Below are 12,475 nucleotides of genomic sequence, written 5' to 3' on the forward strand. Positions count from 1 at the left end.
TGCATTGCGCGCCCGATTTCCTGTGGGTGCATGCGTCCAGTGTAGAAGACGCATGCGCCGTGCCGACGGCTATTTTCGTTCTGCCTGCAGCGCCGCGCTGCGGGCCTGCATGCGCGCCGCACGGCCCTTGTTGGCTTCCTTTTCAATCATGCCGGCGAGGATTGCCTGCTGCGCTGCCGCCAGGGCGTGATCGGCTGGCGCCGCGATATCCGGTGCAATGCCGCTGCCTTCCCAGTTGCCGCCGTTGGTGATCTTGCTGACCGTGCGTCCGTTCGGGATGAAGGCGTGGAAGTGTGCCGACAGGCGTTCCATATCGCCTGGATGGGCGCCGCCGGCGGTGTTCTCGCCGACGATTTTCGCGCGCTTGAGATGCTTTAGTGCGTAGCTCAGATCTTCGGCTGCGGAGAAGGTATGTTCGCTGGTCAGGATGTAGACCTCCTTCTTGCCGCCCAGGCGCGCGCCATCGACTTTATCGCTGGTCCAGAAATGGTCGACGCGCTTGCCCTTGCGGTACTCGATGTCGCTGAGGTGCACGGGCTGGTCGAGCAGGTAGCTGGCCATCAGGGCGACGGTCTCCGGTTCGCCGCCGCCGTTCTTGCGCAGGTCAATGATGACCGCGTCGGTATTGGCCAGCAGGGTCATGGCGGCCGCAATCGCGGGTGCGCTGGCGTCCTTGTGGCCGAAGATGCGGTAGTCGAGATAGCCGATATTGAATGGCAGCCGCTCGATGCGTTCGATCCCGAAGTTCATGGTCTTCAGGGCCGCAATTTCTTCGGCGCGGTCGGCGGCCGATTGCGCGCCGCTGCCCATATCTTCCGGCAGGGGGTGTTCGCTATAGCCAACCATCAGGTGTTTGTCGTTGTTGACCGAGCGGATGTCGGCAGTCAGGGTTTCGGCCAGTTTGGCCGCGCTGCTGATGTTCTTGTACGCGCCGCTGGCCTGGCGCGCGCGCAGCGTCTTTTCAATCAGCTTCGCCTTGTCCGGGAAGACGTAGTTGGCGTTCAGGGTTTTTACCAGCTGGTCGATCAGCTGGTCGCGCGCGGCGGCGGCGACCACCATATCGGCCTGGTTGCGCTGCATGGGCGCCTGGGCCATGGCCTGGCCTGCCAGGCAGCTGGCGGCGATGAGGAGGGCGGCTACTGTTTTCATTATTTTCCTTTCTGGGGGGATGAATAGAATAATCATAACAGTTAACATAAGCGCTTATGTAAATTATTTTTGAGATAGCCAGGCCCCGGGAATGGCAGCCTGGCTGGCGGGATTATTGCGGGCGGTAGGTGACCTTCAGGTTATAGGTCGACGCCTTGTAGCCATTCAGCATGACGTAAACATCGCCATTGGCGGTGATGCTGACGCTGCAGGTTTCGGTGGAAGTGGAGCCATCCGACTTGCAGGTGTAGCTGCTGGTGGTGGGCGCCAGGCCTTTGCGTACATAGAGGTCGGCGTCGCCGGTGCCGGTGACTTCGGCCTTGAAGGTGCCTACGCCGGCCTTGAACGGGCCGAAGTTGGCTTTCTGGTTGAGGGCCAGGCTGCCGCTGAAAGTCTGCACGGTGTCGGTGATGCCGGGACCATCGCTGCCAAGTTCCACTGCATATGCGGTAGCCAGCTGCGCGAACTTGAGCGCATGGTCGGCCTGGTTGCCGGAGTTGGCGTAGGTATCGTTGGCGGTATGGATGTGGGGGTTGTCCTCGCCATCCAGCGTTTCAAACGGGAAGGACGACGGATAGCCCTGGTTCTGCCAGGATGCGTGGTCCGAACAGGCATAGCCGCAGGCGCTGTAGCCAACCGTGACCGCCGGCGTGTAAGTCGAAATCAGCGAGGCCAGGAAGCTGTTTTGCTGGCTGTCGGTGTAGTCGGTGTAGATCCAGATATCCTTGGCCGAGCCTCGGTAGTTGGTCATGTCCAGCTGCAGCACGCCGACTACGTTGACGTTGTTGGCCTTGAAATTGGCTGCGATATCCTTGGATCCGAGCAGGCCCGCTTCTTCCGCCGCGTAGCCGATGAACTTGATGGTGCGGCGCGGCTTGTAGCCGGCGGCGATCATGGCGCGCGCTGCTTCGGTCAGGCTGGCGATGCCGGAGGCGTCATCGTCGGCGCCGGGCGAACGCGAAGTCTCGCCATTGCCGCTCATATTGATGGTGTCCAGGTGGCCGCCGATGACCAGCACTTCCGAGGCGTTGTCGGTGCCGTTGATGGTCATGATCACGGATTTCTGGTTGTAGCCGGCGTGGGTGAACTGGGTCACGCTGATATCGCTGCGGCCGGCCGCCATGGTGGTCCATTTCTGCGCCAGCCAGCTGGACGCGTTGGCGCCATTGGTGGTGCGGTAGTAGCGGTTGGCGAAGTTCGACAGGTCGATGATGGTCTGGGCGATATTCGACGCCTGCAGGCCTGGCAGCACGCCGTTCACCGCCGTCTGGTTATCGATGGCGTAGCTCGGGCGGCTCGCCGCCAGCGCGAGCGGCTGCACGGCGCTGGCCTTCGCCAGTGCCAGGCGACCTTCCTCCTCGCTGGCGTGCGCGATGAAACCGCCGCAGCGCTTCAATTCCTTATGGATCGCGGCCGACAGCTTCAGCATCGTCGCTTCATCGACCTGCACCAGGTGGACTTTCTCTTTGCCCTGGCCTTGCTTGCTCTGCTTCGCAAGCGCATGCGGTGCTGCGGCTTTCAGCTTGGCATAGGCGGCATCGCCAAGGGTAATCCAGGTGCTTGGCGCAGCATTTGCCGCGCAGGCGGCGAACATTCCTGCAACCAGTATTGCGGGGGTAATTCCCTTCATGTCATCTCCTTATATGGGCAAAAAAAAATGCACCCGGGGCGGGTGCATTTGTCAAAAATCTTAGCAGAATGTTGGTTGCGCACGATTATGTCTCGATTAGGACTGTAGTTTTTTGGCATCTTTGCCCGCTTTGCAAGTGCGCACACCGTGCTTGCAAGCCATCTGGCGTCGGCATACGATTGGGTGCATGAGCCTATCGCCTACCCAGCCGCCGAACATGCTCTTTATCGAGGGAGACCTGACGATCCGGCGCGTGCAGGAAATGAAGGATGTGATCCTGGCGCGCCTGGCGCAGTCGCAGGCGCTGGAGGTGGACCTGGCAGGGGTGACGGAAATCGATACGGCCGGCATCCAGCTGCTGCTGATGGCACGGCGCGCGGCGCAAGCCAGCCGGAAGGAATTGCGGCTGGTGGCGCACAGCCACGCCGTCGCAGCCTTATTCGACCTGCTGCGCATTCATTAAGAAGGCATTCCCATGGACCTGGACGAAGGCTTGCAGGCGTTTGTCACCGAGGCGGGGGAGTTGCTGGCTGAAATGGAGGCGGGGTTGCTGCATCTTGGCGACCCGGCCGCGCACGAAGATGCGGTCAACGCGATTTTTCGCGCTGCGCACACCATCAAGGGCACCGCCGGCCTGTTCGCGCTGGACTACATCGTGCTGTTCACCCATGCCGTGGAAAGCGTGCTGGAAGAAGTACGCAACGGCGCGCAGGCGCTGGACCAGGAGCTGGTGGCGCTGCTGCTGGTCTGCGCGGACCAGATCGGGGCCATGGTGCGCGACGTCGAGCAAGGCGGCCTGGGCGATCTGGGCGAGCGTTGCCGCCCGCAGCTGGAGGCATTGCATGCCTACCTGGCGCCGCAACCCGGCCTGGCGGACGTGCTGCCGGAGAGCCGCCTGCTGCAAGCCCCGCTGGGCGAGGCGCCGGGCGCTGCCTGCTGGCTGTTGGCGCTGGAGTTCGGCCGCGACGTTTTCCGGCAGGGCATGGATCCCGCTTCTTTCATCGTCTACCTGGGCCGCCTGGGCCGCATCGCGGCGTTGGCGACGGTTGACGAGGGCATCCCGCCGCCCGCGCAGATGGACCCGCAAAGCTGCTACCTTGGTTTTGCCATCGTGCTGGAGACCATTGCCGATGCGGACGATATCAGCAAGGTGTTTGAGTTCCTGCATGAAGAATGCACGCTGCACTTGCTGCCGCCCGGCAGCAGCGACGAGGACTACCAGCGCCTGGCCGACGCCATGCCGCTGCACGGCGCGGCGATTGCCGCAGTGCTGAAGGCCAGCGGCCTGGCTGCCATCGCGCCGCCGCACTACGCGCCGCCCGCAACGCAGCAGCAGGGACCCGAACCTGAAGGCGCTGCTGCAACGGTGGCCACGCGCGCCAGCGAAAGCCGCACCATCCGCGTCGATGCCGACCGGCTGGGCCAGTTGATCAACCTGGTCGGCGAATTGATCATTGCCAGTGCGCGCACCCAGATGCTGGCCGGCCGCCACAAGGATGCGGACCTGCAGGACAGCGCCGGGGTGCTCCGTGAACTGGTCGAGCAAGTGCGCGACAGCGCCCTGCAGCTGCGCATGGTGAAGATCGGCGCCACCTTCAACCGCTTCCAGCGGGTGGTGCATGACGTGGCGCGTGAAATCGGCAAGGATATCCGGCTGGTGCTGAGCGGCGAGGACGTGGAGCTGGACAAGACCATGGTCGAGCGCATCGGCGAGCCGCTGACCCACCTGGTGCGCAACGCCATCGACCACGGCATCGAAGCGGCCGAGCTGCGGCGCCAGCGCGGCAAACCGGAGCAGGGCACGGTCACGCTGAACGCCTACCACGATTCGGGCAGCATCATGATCGAAGTGGGCGACGACGGCGGCGGCCTGCAGCGCGAACGGATCATTGCCTGCGCCATCGAGCGCGGCCTGCTCGACCCGGAGCACAAGCCCGGCGACAGCGAACTGTTTGCCTTGCTGTTCGAGCCCGGATTCTCGACCGCCGGGCAGGTGACCAGCCTGTCGGGGCGCGGTGTCGGGATGGACGTGGTAAAGCGCCATATCGAAGCACTGCGCGGCAGCATTTCCATCGTCAGCGAAGCGGGGCGCGGCACCACGGTGCGGGTGCGCTTGCCGCTGACCCTGGCCATCATGGACTGCATGCTGGTCACGGTCGGCGCATCGCACTTCGCCATCCCGCTGGGCACCATTGAAGAATGCGTGGAGTACGAGCGCGAAGGGAGGCGCGGCTTTGTCGACCTGCGCGGCGAAGTCCTGCCCACGGTCGCCCTGCGCGACCTGTTCCGCCTGCACGGTGCGGCGCCGCGGCGCGAGAGCGTGCTGGTAGTGCGCCATGCCGGCCAGCGCGCCGGCCTGGTGGTGGATAGTTTGCAGGGACAGTGCCAGGCGGTGATCAAGCCGCTCAGCCCTGTATTCGGCGGAATTACCTGCCTGAGCGGATCCACCGTATTGGGCAGCGGCGATGTGGCTTTGATCATTGATATACCGGCCTTGCTGAAGCAACTGCAAGCGCGGCCGGCCGGCAACCTGGCGGCTTAGGAGCGAAACGATGCTGAGAAAACTGACAGTGGGGATGCGGCTTGGCTTGCTGGTAGCCGTGCTGGTGCTGATGATGGCGGGCATTGGCTACGCCGGCATGCGCGGCATGGAGTTCAGCAATGCGCGCTTGAAGACCACTTATGAAGACCGTACGGTGGCGCTGATCTACCTGAGCCGGGTCAACGAATACATGCTGCGCACGCGCCACCGCATGGTGATGACCGCCGCTGCCGCCACGATTCCGGAAGCCGAGGCGGCGCAGCAGGGCGATGCCTCGCACCAGGACCTAATCCGCAAGAACTGGAGCTCGTACATGGCGACCACCCTGACGCCGGAGGAACAGCAGCTGGCGGCGCAATACACGGTGGCGTGGAACAGCTGGCAGGACATCCGAAGCGGCATCGTGCAGAAGGCGCGCTCCGGCAAGCATAAGGAGGCACTGGAGGCGGCGCGCGCAGCCGACCAGCAGTTCCGCGTGGTGCTGGGAGCGATGGCCAAGCTGATTGAGTTGCAGGAGCGGGTGGCGCGCGAGGAATATGAGTCGGCCACCGCGCAGACGGCGCAAACCATGCGCACCAACGGTTTCCTGCTGGGGGGCGGGCTGTTGGCTGGCGTGCTGCTGTCGCTGTGGATGATCCGCAACCTGCTGCACCAACTGGGCGGCGAACCCGATTACGCCGCCGGCATCGTGCAGGAAGTCGCGCAGGGCAACCTGACGGTGCAGATCGAGTTGAAGAAGGGCGACAAGGGCAGCCTGCTGGCCTCGATGAAGAGCATGGTGGAGAAGCTCGCCAGCGTGACGTCGGAGGTAAGCAACGGCGCGCTGGCGCTGGCGGCGGCTTCGGAGCAGGTCAGCGCCACGGCGCAATCGCTGTCGCAGGCGGCCAGCCAGCAGGCGGCCAGCGTCGAAGAAACCAGCGCCTCGGTCGAGCAGATGAGCGCTTCGATCAGCCAGAATACCGAGAATGCGCACGTAACCGACAACACGGCCGCCAAAGCGGCCGGCGAGGCCGGGGAAAGCGGCGAGGCGGTGCGCAGTACGGTGACCGCCATGCGCGATATCGCGAAGAAGATCATGATCATCGACGACATCGCGTACCAGACCAACCTGCTGGCGCTGAATGCCGCCATTGAAGCGGCGCGTGCCGGCGAGCATGGCAAAGGTTTCGCGGTGGTGGCAGCCGAAGTGCGTAAACTGGCCGAGCGCAGCCAGGTGGCGGCGCAGGAAATCGGCGACCTGGCTAGCGGCAGTGTGCAAACCGCTGAACGCGCCGGCAGCCTGCTCGATGCGATGGTGCCGGCCATCCAGCAGACTTCGCGCCTGGTGCAGGAAATCACGGCTGCGTCGGCGGAGCAGTCGTCCGGCGTCAGCCAGATCAATATGGCGATAGGGCAGCTGAGCCAGGCCACGCAGCAAAATGCGGCCGGCGCCGAGGAGCTGGCCTCCACCGCGGAGGAGATGAGCAGCCAGGCCGAGGAATTGCAGCAGCTGGTACGCTACTTCCGCGTCGCGCGGGACGATGCGCCGCCGGCGCGCACCGTCGAACCGCTGAAGGCTGGCCCGCGCGCCACGCACCGCCGCCTGTCGCGCGTGCCGCAACTGGATGAAAGCAACTTCACCCGCTTCTGAGGGACTCATGGACGCCGAACAGCAATACCTCAGTTTCCGCCTGGGCGACGAGACCTTCGCGCTCGGCATACTCGCGGTGCGCGAGATCATCGAGTACGGTGGCATCACCGACGTGCCGATGATGCCGCCCTGCGTGCGCGGCGTGATCAACCTGCGCGGCGCCGTGGTGCCGGTGCTGGACCTGGCCAGCCGGTTCGGGCGCGGCGCCAGCATCATCGGGCGGCGCAGCTGTATCGTCATCGCGGAGATGGGGCAGCCGCCGGAGCAGCAGGTGCTGGGATTGCTGGTCGACGCCGTCAACGCGGTGCTGGACATCGATGCCGCGCAGATCGAGCCGCCGCCCAGCTTCGGCGCCGGGCTGCGCAACGATTTCATTACCGGCATCGGCAAAGTGCACGGCAAGTTTGTGATTATCATCAACTTGGAGGCAGTATTGAACGTGCCGGAAATCGTTGCGCTGGCAGTGGAAGGTGATTCATGCACCCCGTAACGCCTTTGACGGACCGCGAGTTTGTGCAGTTCCAGCGCTTCATCCACGAAGCGGCCGGGATCTCGCTGTCCGACGCCAAGAAGCCGCTGGTCTCCGGCCGCCTGGCCAAGCGCCTGCACCAACTGCAGTTCGACAGCTACGGTTCCTACTTCCAGCTGATCGCCAGCGGCAGAGCGCCCGAAGAGACGCAGATCGCGATCGACCTGCTGACCACCAACGAAACCTACTTCTTCCGCGAAGCGCGGCATTTCGAGCACCTGCGTGGGCTGCTGAAAGAGCGCAAGCCGGGCGCCGCCATGTTCCGCGTCTGGAGTGCGGCCTGCTCCACGGGTGAAGAGCCCTATTCGATCGCCATGCTGCTGGCCGACCTGCTGCCGCCGCAAAGCTGGGAAGTGCTGGCCTCCGACATCAGCGCCCGCGTGCTGGAAACGGCGCGCAGCGGCCACTACCCGATGGCGCGCGCCACCCATGTGCCGCAGGACTATCTGCGGCGCTTCTGCCTGAAAGGCATCGACGCCGAAGACGGCACGCTGCTGGTGTCGCGTGTGCTGCGGGAATGCGTGGACTTCGCGCAGATCAACCTGAACGCTGCGCGCCTGCCGGCGCTGGAGCGCTTCGACGTGGTGTTCCTGCGCAATGTGCTGATCTACTTTGACCTGGAAACCAAGTGCCGGGTGGTGCAGCGCGTGCTCGAATACCTGCGCCCTGGTGGCTACCTGTATATTGGCCATTCCGAGAGCCTGCACGATATGGGTCTACCCTTGCGCGGTGTCTCGCCCGCCATCTATCGCAAGGAATGAGATGGAAGCCGGCGCCATTACCGAAGTCTACCTGCTGCCCGGCGAATACTTCGTTGGCGATGCGCGCTACCGCATCCGCACCGTGCTCGGCTCCTGCGTTTCAATCACCCTGTGGCACCCGCGCCTGAAGATCGGCGCCATGTCGCACTTCCTGCTGTCCGAGCGCGAGGGGGAGGCCGGGCAGGACCTGAGCGGCCGCTATGGCCGCGACGCCATGGCGCTGATGGTGCAGCAGCTGAAGGAGCGCGGCGTGCGCATACGCGAGTGCGAAGCCAAGGTGTTCGGCGGCGGCACCATGTTTCCAGCCATCGAAGCCAACACCTCTCCCGGCATCGGCCACCGCAACGGGCTGGCGGCCGAAAAGCTGCTGGCCGAGTATGGCGTCCCGCTGGTATCGGAAAGCCTGTTCGGTATCGGGCACCGGCATATCCTGTTCGACGTATCCACCGGCGACGTCTGGGTGCGCCAGGGTGAAAAAGGGACGGCATGAAGCAGATCAAGGTCATGGTGGTGGATGATTCTGCGGTGGTGCGGCAGGTGCTGAGCGGCCTGCTGGGCCGGGAGCCGGACATGCAGGTGACCTATGCCGTGGCCGACCCGATCCTGGCCAGCGAGCGCATGCGCCTGCAGTGGCCGGACGTGGTGGTGCTGGACGTTGAAATGCCGCGCATGGACGGCATCACCTTCCTGCGCAAGATCATGGCCGAACGCCCGACCCCGGTCGTGATCTGCTCCTCGCTGACCGACAAGAGCACGCGCACCTCGATGGAGGCGCTGGCCGCCGGCGCGGTGGCGGTGGTCTGCAAACCGAGGCTCGACCTGCGCCAGTCGCTGCACGACGGCTGCGACGAGCTGGTTGCCGCCGTACGCAGCGCCGCCCAGGCCAGGCTGCAGCCAATGCCGCCGGCGCTGCCGGTGGCTGGAAGGCCTCCGCCGGGCGCCAAGCTCACCGCCGACGCCATCCTGCCGCCGGTCGGCGCGGCAGAAGCGCCGGCGCGCGGCAGCGGCAAGGTGGTTGCGCTGGGCACCTCCACCGGCGGCACCCAGGCGCTGGAACGCGTACTCACGGAGCTGCCGCCCGGTGCACCGGGCATCGTGATCGTGCAGCATATGCCGGAGCAGTTCACTGCAGCCTTTGCCGAGCGCCTGAACGGCTTGTGCCAGATCACCGTCAGGGAAGCGCGCAATAACGATCCCGTGCTGCCGGGCCAGGCCCTGATTGCACCTGGCGGCCGCCATATGCTGCTGCGGCGCGGCCCCGGCCAGTATTTCGTGGAGGTGGTCGAAGGGCCGCTGGTGAACCGCCACCGGCCGTCGGTCGATGTGCTGTTCCGCTCCGTGGCCAAATGCGCCGGCGCCAGTGCACTCGGCATTATCATGACGGGCATGGGCGATGACGGCGCGGTCGGGCTGCTGGAAATGCGCCAGGCCGGCGCCCGCACCCTGGCGCAGGACGAGCAAAGCTGCGTGGTGTACGGCATGCCGCGCGAAGCGGTCAAGCGCGGCGCGGCGGAGCGCAGTGTGGGGCTGGATGCAATCAGCCGCGAAATACTGCAATATGGCAGTATCGAATGGAGGAGCAATGAAGGACTTTAGCGCAAGCACCGCCCTGATCGTCGAGGACAGCACCGTCCAGCGCGAGCACGTCGTCGGCTTGCTGCGCCAGATCGGCTTTGGCACCGTGCTGGCGGCGAACGACGGCATCAATGCGCTGCGTACGCTGGAGCAGCATGGCGCCGCGGTCGACCTGGTGCTGACCGACCTGGATATGCCAGGCATGGACGGCGTGGAGCTGATCCAGCAGCTGGCCAAGCGCCGCACGGCGGCCAACCTGATTGCCGCTTCGGCCAACCAGCCCCGCTTGCAGGAAGCCGCGCGCAGCCTGCCGGCCGGTTGCGCCATGCGCCTGCTGGCGACGATTTCCAAACCGGTGCGGCTGGAAGCGCTGCAAGCCTTGCTGCACGAAGCGCCGATGCTGGCGCTGGCCGACCTGGAGCAGGCCGATACCTCGGGCAGCGTGAGTATTGCCGAAGTCGAGGCGGGGCTGGAGGCCGGCCAGTTCCTCCCCTTGTATGCGCCGCGTGTCGCGCTCGATAGCGGCCGCCTGCTGGGTATCGCAGTGCAGGGGCGCTGGCTGCACCCGGTCCACGGGCTGCTGGATATCGCTGACATCTTGCCGGCGCTGGCCGGCAACAACGGGCTGGCCGGCTCGATCGCGCTGGCGCTGGTCAAGCAGGCTGCGGCCGACCTGCACAGCTGGCAGGAGATGGGCCTGTCGTCCATCAAGTTGTATTTGTCCCTGCCGGGCGAGCTGCTGTCCGACCTGGGTGAGCTGGGACGGCTGGTATCCGGCATCCAGGCGCACGACGTCAAGCCGACCAGCGTGTGCTGGGAGATCAGCGAGGCGGTGGTGGCGGAGTGCGCCGCGGACGCGCTGCATAACATCGGCCGCATCAGCCTGCGCGGCTTCGGCATCGGCGCCGTGCACTGCGGCCGCTACGAAGCGGCCACGCGCGAATTTGCCTGCTTCCCGTTGTCGGAGATCACCATCGACCCCTTGTTTGTCCACGAAGCGGCACAGCGCAGCCATCGCCGGCCCTTGCTGGACGGGTTGCTGGCCATGGCCGGCCAACTGGGCGTACCGGTGTGCGCCGACGGCATCGAGCGGGTCGAAGACTGGGCCATGATGCGGGAATTGGGCTGCAGCTCGGGCCAGGGACCGCTGGTTGGCGACCCGATGCGGGCCGGCGACTTCGTCGCCTGGTTCAAAGACAGTCGCCAGCGCTTGCGCAACTGCGCGGCAAACCGCCTCAGTGACGTGGCGCCTCCATCGGCAGGGACAGCGTAAAGCAGGTCCCGCTGCCTTCTTCGCTGCGGACCGAAATGCGGCCGCCCAGGATGTCGCTCACGATGCTGTGGACGATGTGCAGGCCCAGGCCTGAGCCGCCCACCCCCATCTTGGTGGTGAAGAAGGGATCGAAAATACGCTCCTGGTTGGCGTTGCTGATGCCGTTGCCGTTGTCGCGCACGTGCAGTGCGATCCAGTCCGACTTCTCATACTCCGCCACCAGTTCCACCTTGCCTTCGCAGCGGCCATCGAAGGCGTGCATGATGGCATTGTTGACAAGATTGGCAATGACCTGCCCAAGCGGGCCGGGGTAGCTGTCCATCATCAGTTCGACCGGAATGGTTTGCACCACCTCGAACGGGGTGCGTTTAATCGACGGCATCAGCGTCAGCACATTGCCCGCCACGACTTCGGACAGCAGGAAGGTGCGGCGCTGGGTGCTGGTCTGGTCCACCGCCACCTGCTTGAAGTTGGTGACCATGTCGGCGGCGCGCTGCAGGTTGCGCATCAGGATCTCGGTGGTGGTGCAGGCGTTATCCAGGTAGGACACCAGTTCGGAGCGGCGCAAGGTCTCGCCTTTGCTGAAATGCTCGCGCATTTCCCCGGTCTGGGCGTCGAAGGTGCTGGCGACCATCAGGCTGTTGCCGATCGGCGTATTCAACTCATGCGCAATACCCGCGACCAGGGCGCCCAAGGCGGCCAGCTTCTCCTGGTGCACCAGGTCCTCCTGCGCGCGGGCCAGCGACTCATAGGCTTGTTTCAATTCGCTGTTGGCGCGGCGCAAGGCGATGTGGGTATTGATGCGGGCCAGGACTTCCTCAACCTGGAACGGCTTGGTGATGTAATCGACGCCGCCCACGGCAAAACCGCTGACAATCTGCTTGGCGTCGCTCAGGCCGGTCATGAAGATGACCGGTACGTCGCGCGTGCCGGCGTCGGCCTTCAGGCGGCGGCATGCCTCGAAACCATCCAGGCCCGGCATCACGATATCGAGCAGGATCAGGTCCGGCTCGGCCAGCGCCGCCCGCATCATGCCTTCGCGTGCGTCATGCGCCAATACCACCAGGAAACCATGGCGGCTCAAATGGTCGAGCAGGGCGAGCAGCAGGGTTGGCGAATCATCGACAACCAGGACGGTCGGTGGGCGGAGTCGAACTTGCTCAGTTGGCATCCCAAACCTTTTTCACGTGCCGCCCTTGCGGAAGTGCTGGCGGCTTGCTATAGTTCTGTCCCTCGCAACGCAACGCTGACAAAACAGCAGAGCGAAACGAGAAAAACGAGAGGTTGACGAGTTGCACGCTGTACCGCATAATCTCGCTTCTCTGCTGCTGACAAACACAACGCTTTGTCAAAAATAACGCAGCGATCTTTAAAAATCAACAGTTG

The 12,475-nt window shown here is 64.7% G+C and carries 11 protein-coding genes; 8 read left to right on the plus strand and 3 right to left on the minus strand.

The features are described 5' to 3' along the window. Window positions 1-69 precede the first annotated feature (69 nt). On the minus strand, window positions 70-1,149 hold the full coding sequence (locus tag AAHE99_RS26325) for a S41 family peptidase (RefSeq protein WP_342120911.1): 1,080 nt from the start codon (window positions 1,147-1,149) through the stop codon (window positions 70-72). Between the two features lie 112 nt (window positions 1,150-1,261). Continuing rightward, complete coding sequence (locus tag AAHE99_RS26330; protein ID WP_342120912.1) at window positions 1,262-2,779, minus strand: M20/M25/M40 family metallo-hydrolase; 1,518 nt, start codon at window positions 2,777-2,779, stop codon at window positions 1,262-1,264. 187 nt (window positions 2,780-2,966) lie between these two features. On the opposite strand from AAHE99_RS26330, the gene AAHE99_RS26335 reads away from it, so the two are divergent. The 8 genes from AAHE99_RS26335 to AAHE99_RS26370 are packed head-to-tail and all read left to right on the plus strand — an operon-like array spanning window position 2,967 to window position 11,089. Then, on the plus strand, window positions 2,967-3,242 hold the full coding sequence (locus AAHE99_RS26335) for an STAS domain-containing protein (RefSeq protein WP_342120913.1): 276 nt from the start codon (window positions 2,967-2,969) through the stop codon (window positions 3,240-3,242). A gap of 12 nt (window positions 3,243-3,254) precedes the next feature. Then, window positions 3,255-5,321 carry a chemotaxis protein CheA gene (locus AAHE99_RS26340; protein WP_342120914.1) on the plus strand — a complete coding sequence of 689 codons (2,067 nt, stop codon included), beginning with the start codon at window positions 3,255-3,257 and terminating at the stop codon, window positions 5,319-5,321. Between the two features lie 10 nt (window positions 5,322-5,331). Beyond that, window positions 5,332-6,951, plus strand: coding sequence for a methyl-accepting chemotaxis protein (locus AAHE99_RS26345; protein ID WP_342120915.1), 1,620 nt, complete (start codon window positions 5,332-5,334; stop codon window positions 6,949-6,951). Window positions 6,952-6,958: 7 nt separating this feature from the next. Continuing rightward, window positions 6,959-7,441, plus strand: a complete 483-nt coding sequence (locus AAHE99_RS26350; RefSeq protein WP_342120916.1) for a chemotaxis protein CheW — start codon at window positions 6,959-6,961, stop codon at window positions 7,439-7,441. Beyond that, window positions 7,429-8,241 (plus strand): CheR family methyltransferase, encoded by an 813-nt coding sequence (locus tag AAHE99_RS26355; RefSeq protein ID WP_342120917.1) that lies wholly within the window; start codon window positions 7,429-7,431, stop codon window positions 8,239-8,241. The genes AAHE99_RS26350 and AAHE99_RS26355 overlap by 13 nt, the downstream gene beginning before the upstream one ends. A 1-nt stretch (window position 8,242) precedes the next feature. Then, on the plus strand, window positions 8,243-8,731 hold the full coding sequence (locus AAHE99_RS26360) for a chemotaxis protein CheD (RefSeq protein WP_342120918.1): 489 nt from the start codon (window positions 8,243-8,245) through the stop codon (window positions 8,729-8,731). Then, the gene (locus tag AAHE99_RS26365) at window positions 8,728-9,837 is read left to right on the plus strand and encodes a protein-glutamate methylesterase/protein-glutamine glutaminase (RefSeq protein WP_342120919.1); all 1,110 of its coding nucleotides are present in this window, start codon (window positions 8,728-8,730) and stop codon (window positions 9,835-9,837) included. The genes AAHE99_RS26360 and AAHE99_RS26365 overlap by 4 nt, the downstream gene beginning before the upstream one ends. After that, window positions 9,824-11,089 (plus strand): EAL domain-containing response regulator, encoded by a 1,266-nt coding sequence (locus AAHE99_RS26370; protein WP_342120921.1) that lies wholly within the window; start codon window positions 9,824-9,826, stop codon window positions 11,087-11,089. Before AAHE99_RS26365 ends, AAHE99_RS26370 begins: the two co-directional genes overlap by 14 nt. On the opposite strand, the gene AAHE99_RS26375 is transcribed toward AAHE99_RS26370, so the two are convergent. After that, on the minus strand, window positions 11,052-12,260 hold the full coding sequence (locus tag AAHE99_RS26375) for a sensor histidine kinase (protein WP_342120923.1): 1,209 nt from the start codon (window positions 12,258-12,260) through the stop codon (window positions 11,052-11,054). The two genes, AAHE99_RS26370 and AAHE99_RS26375, sit on opposite strands and share 38 nt — an antisense overlap. Window positions 12,261-12,475: the final 215 nt, after the last annotated feature.

Source organism: Pseudoduganella sp. OTU4001 (assembly GCF_038440195.1).
GTDB lineage: Bacteria > Pseudomonadota > Gammaproteobacteria > Burkholderiales > Burkholderiaceae_D > Rugamonas.

Excerpts from the sequence above, each read along its gene's own strand:
- AAHE99_RS26335 (WP_342120913.1), top strand. The coding sequence starts at position 2,967 with ATGAGCCTATCGCCTACCCAGCCGCCGAACATGCTCTTTATCGAGGGA.
- AAHE99_RS26330 (WP_342120912.1), bottom strand. The coding sequence starts at position 2,779 with ATGAAGGGAATTACCCCCGCAATACTGGTTGCAGGAATGTTCGCCGCC.
- AAHE99_RS26365 (WP_342120919.1), top strand. The coding sequence starts at position 8,728 with ATGAAGCAGATCAAGGTCATGGTGGTGGATGATTCTGCGGTGGTGCGG.
- AAHE99_RS26360 (WP_342120918.1), top strand. The coding sequence starts at position 8,243 with ATGGAAGCCGGCGCCATTACCGAAGTCTACCTGCTGCCCGGCGAATAC.
- AAHE99_RS26345 (WP_342120915.1), top strand. The coding sequence starts at position 5,332 with ATGCTGAGAAAACTGACAGTGGGGATGCGGCTTGGCTTGCTGGTAGCC.
- AAHE99_RS26340 (WP_342120914.1), top strand. The coding sequence starts at position 3,255 with ATGGACCTGGACGAAGGCTTGCAGGCGTTTGTCACCGAGGCGGGGGAG.
- AAHE99_RS26355 (WP_342120917.1), top strand. The coding sequence starts at position 7,429 with ATGCACCCCGTAACGCCTTTGACGGACCGCGAGTTTGTGCAGTTCCAG.
- AAHE99_RS26375 (WP_342120923.1), bottom strand. The coding sequence starts at position 12,260 with ATGCCAACTGAGCAAGTTCGACTCCGCCCACCGACCGTCCTGGTTGTC.
- AAHE99_RS26350 (WP_342120916.1), top strand. The coding sequence starts at position 6,959 with ATGGACGCCGAACAGCAATACCTCAGTTTCCGCCTGGGCGACGAGACC.
- AAHE99_RS26325 (WP_342120911.1), bottom strand. The coding sequence starts at position 1,149 with ATGAAAACAGTAGCCGCCCTCCTCATCGCCGCCAGCTGCCTGGCAGGC.
- AAHE99_RS26370 (WP_342120921.1), top strand. The coding sequence starts at position 9,824 with ATGAAGGACTTTAGCGCAAGCACCGCCCTGATCGTCGAGGACAGCACC.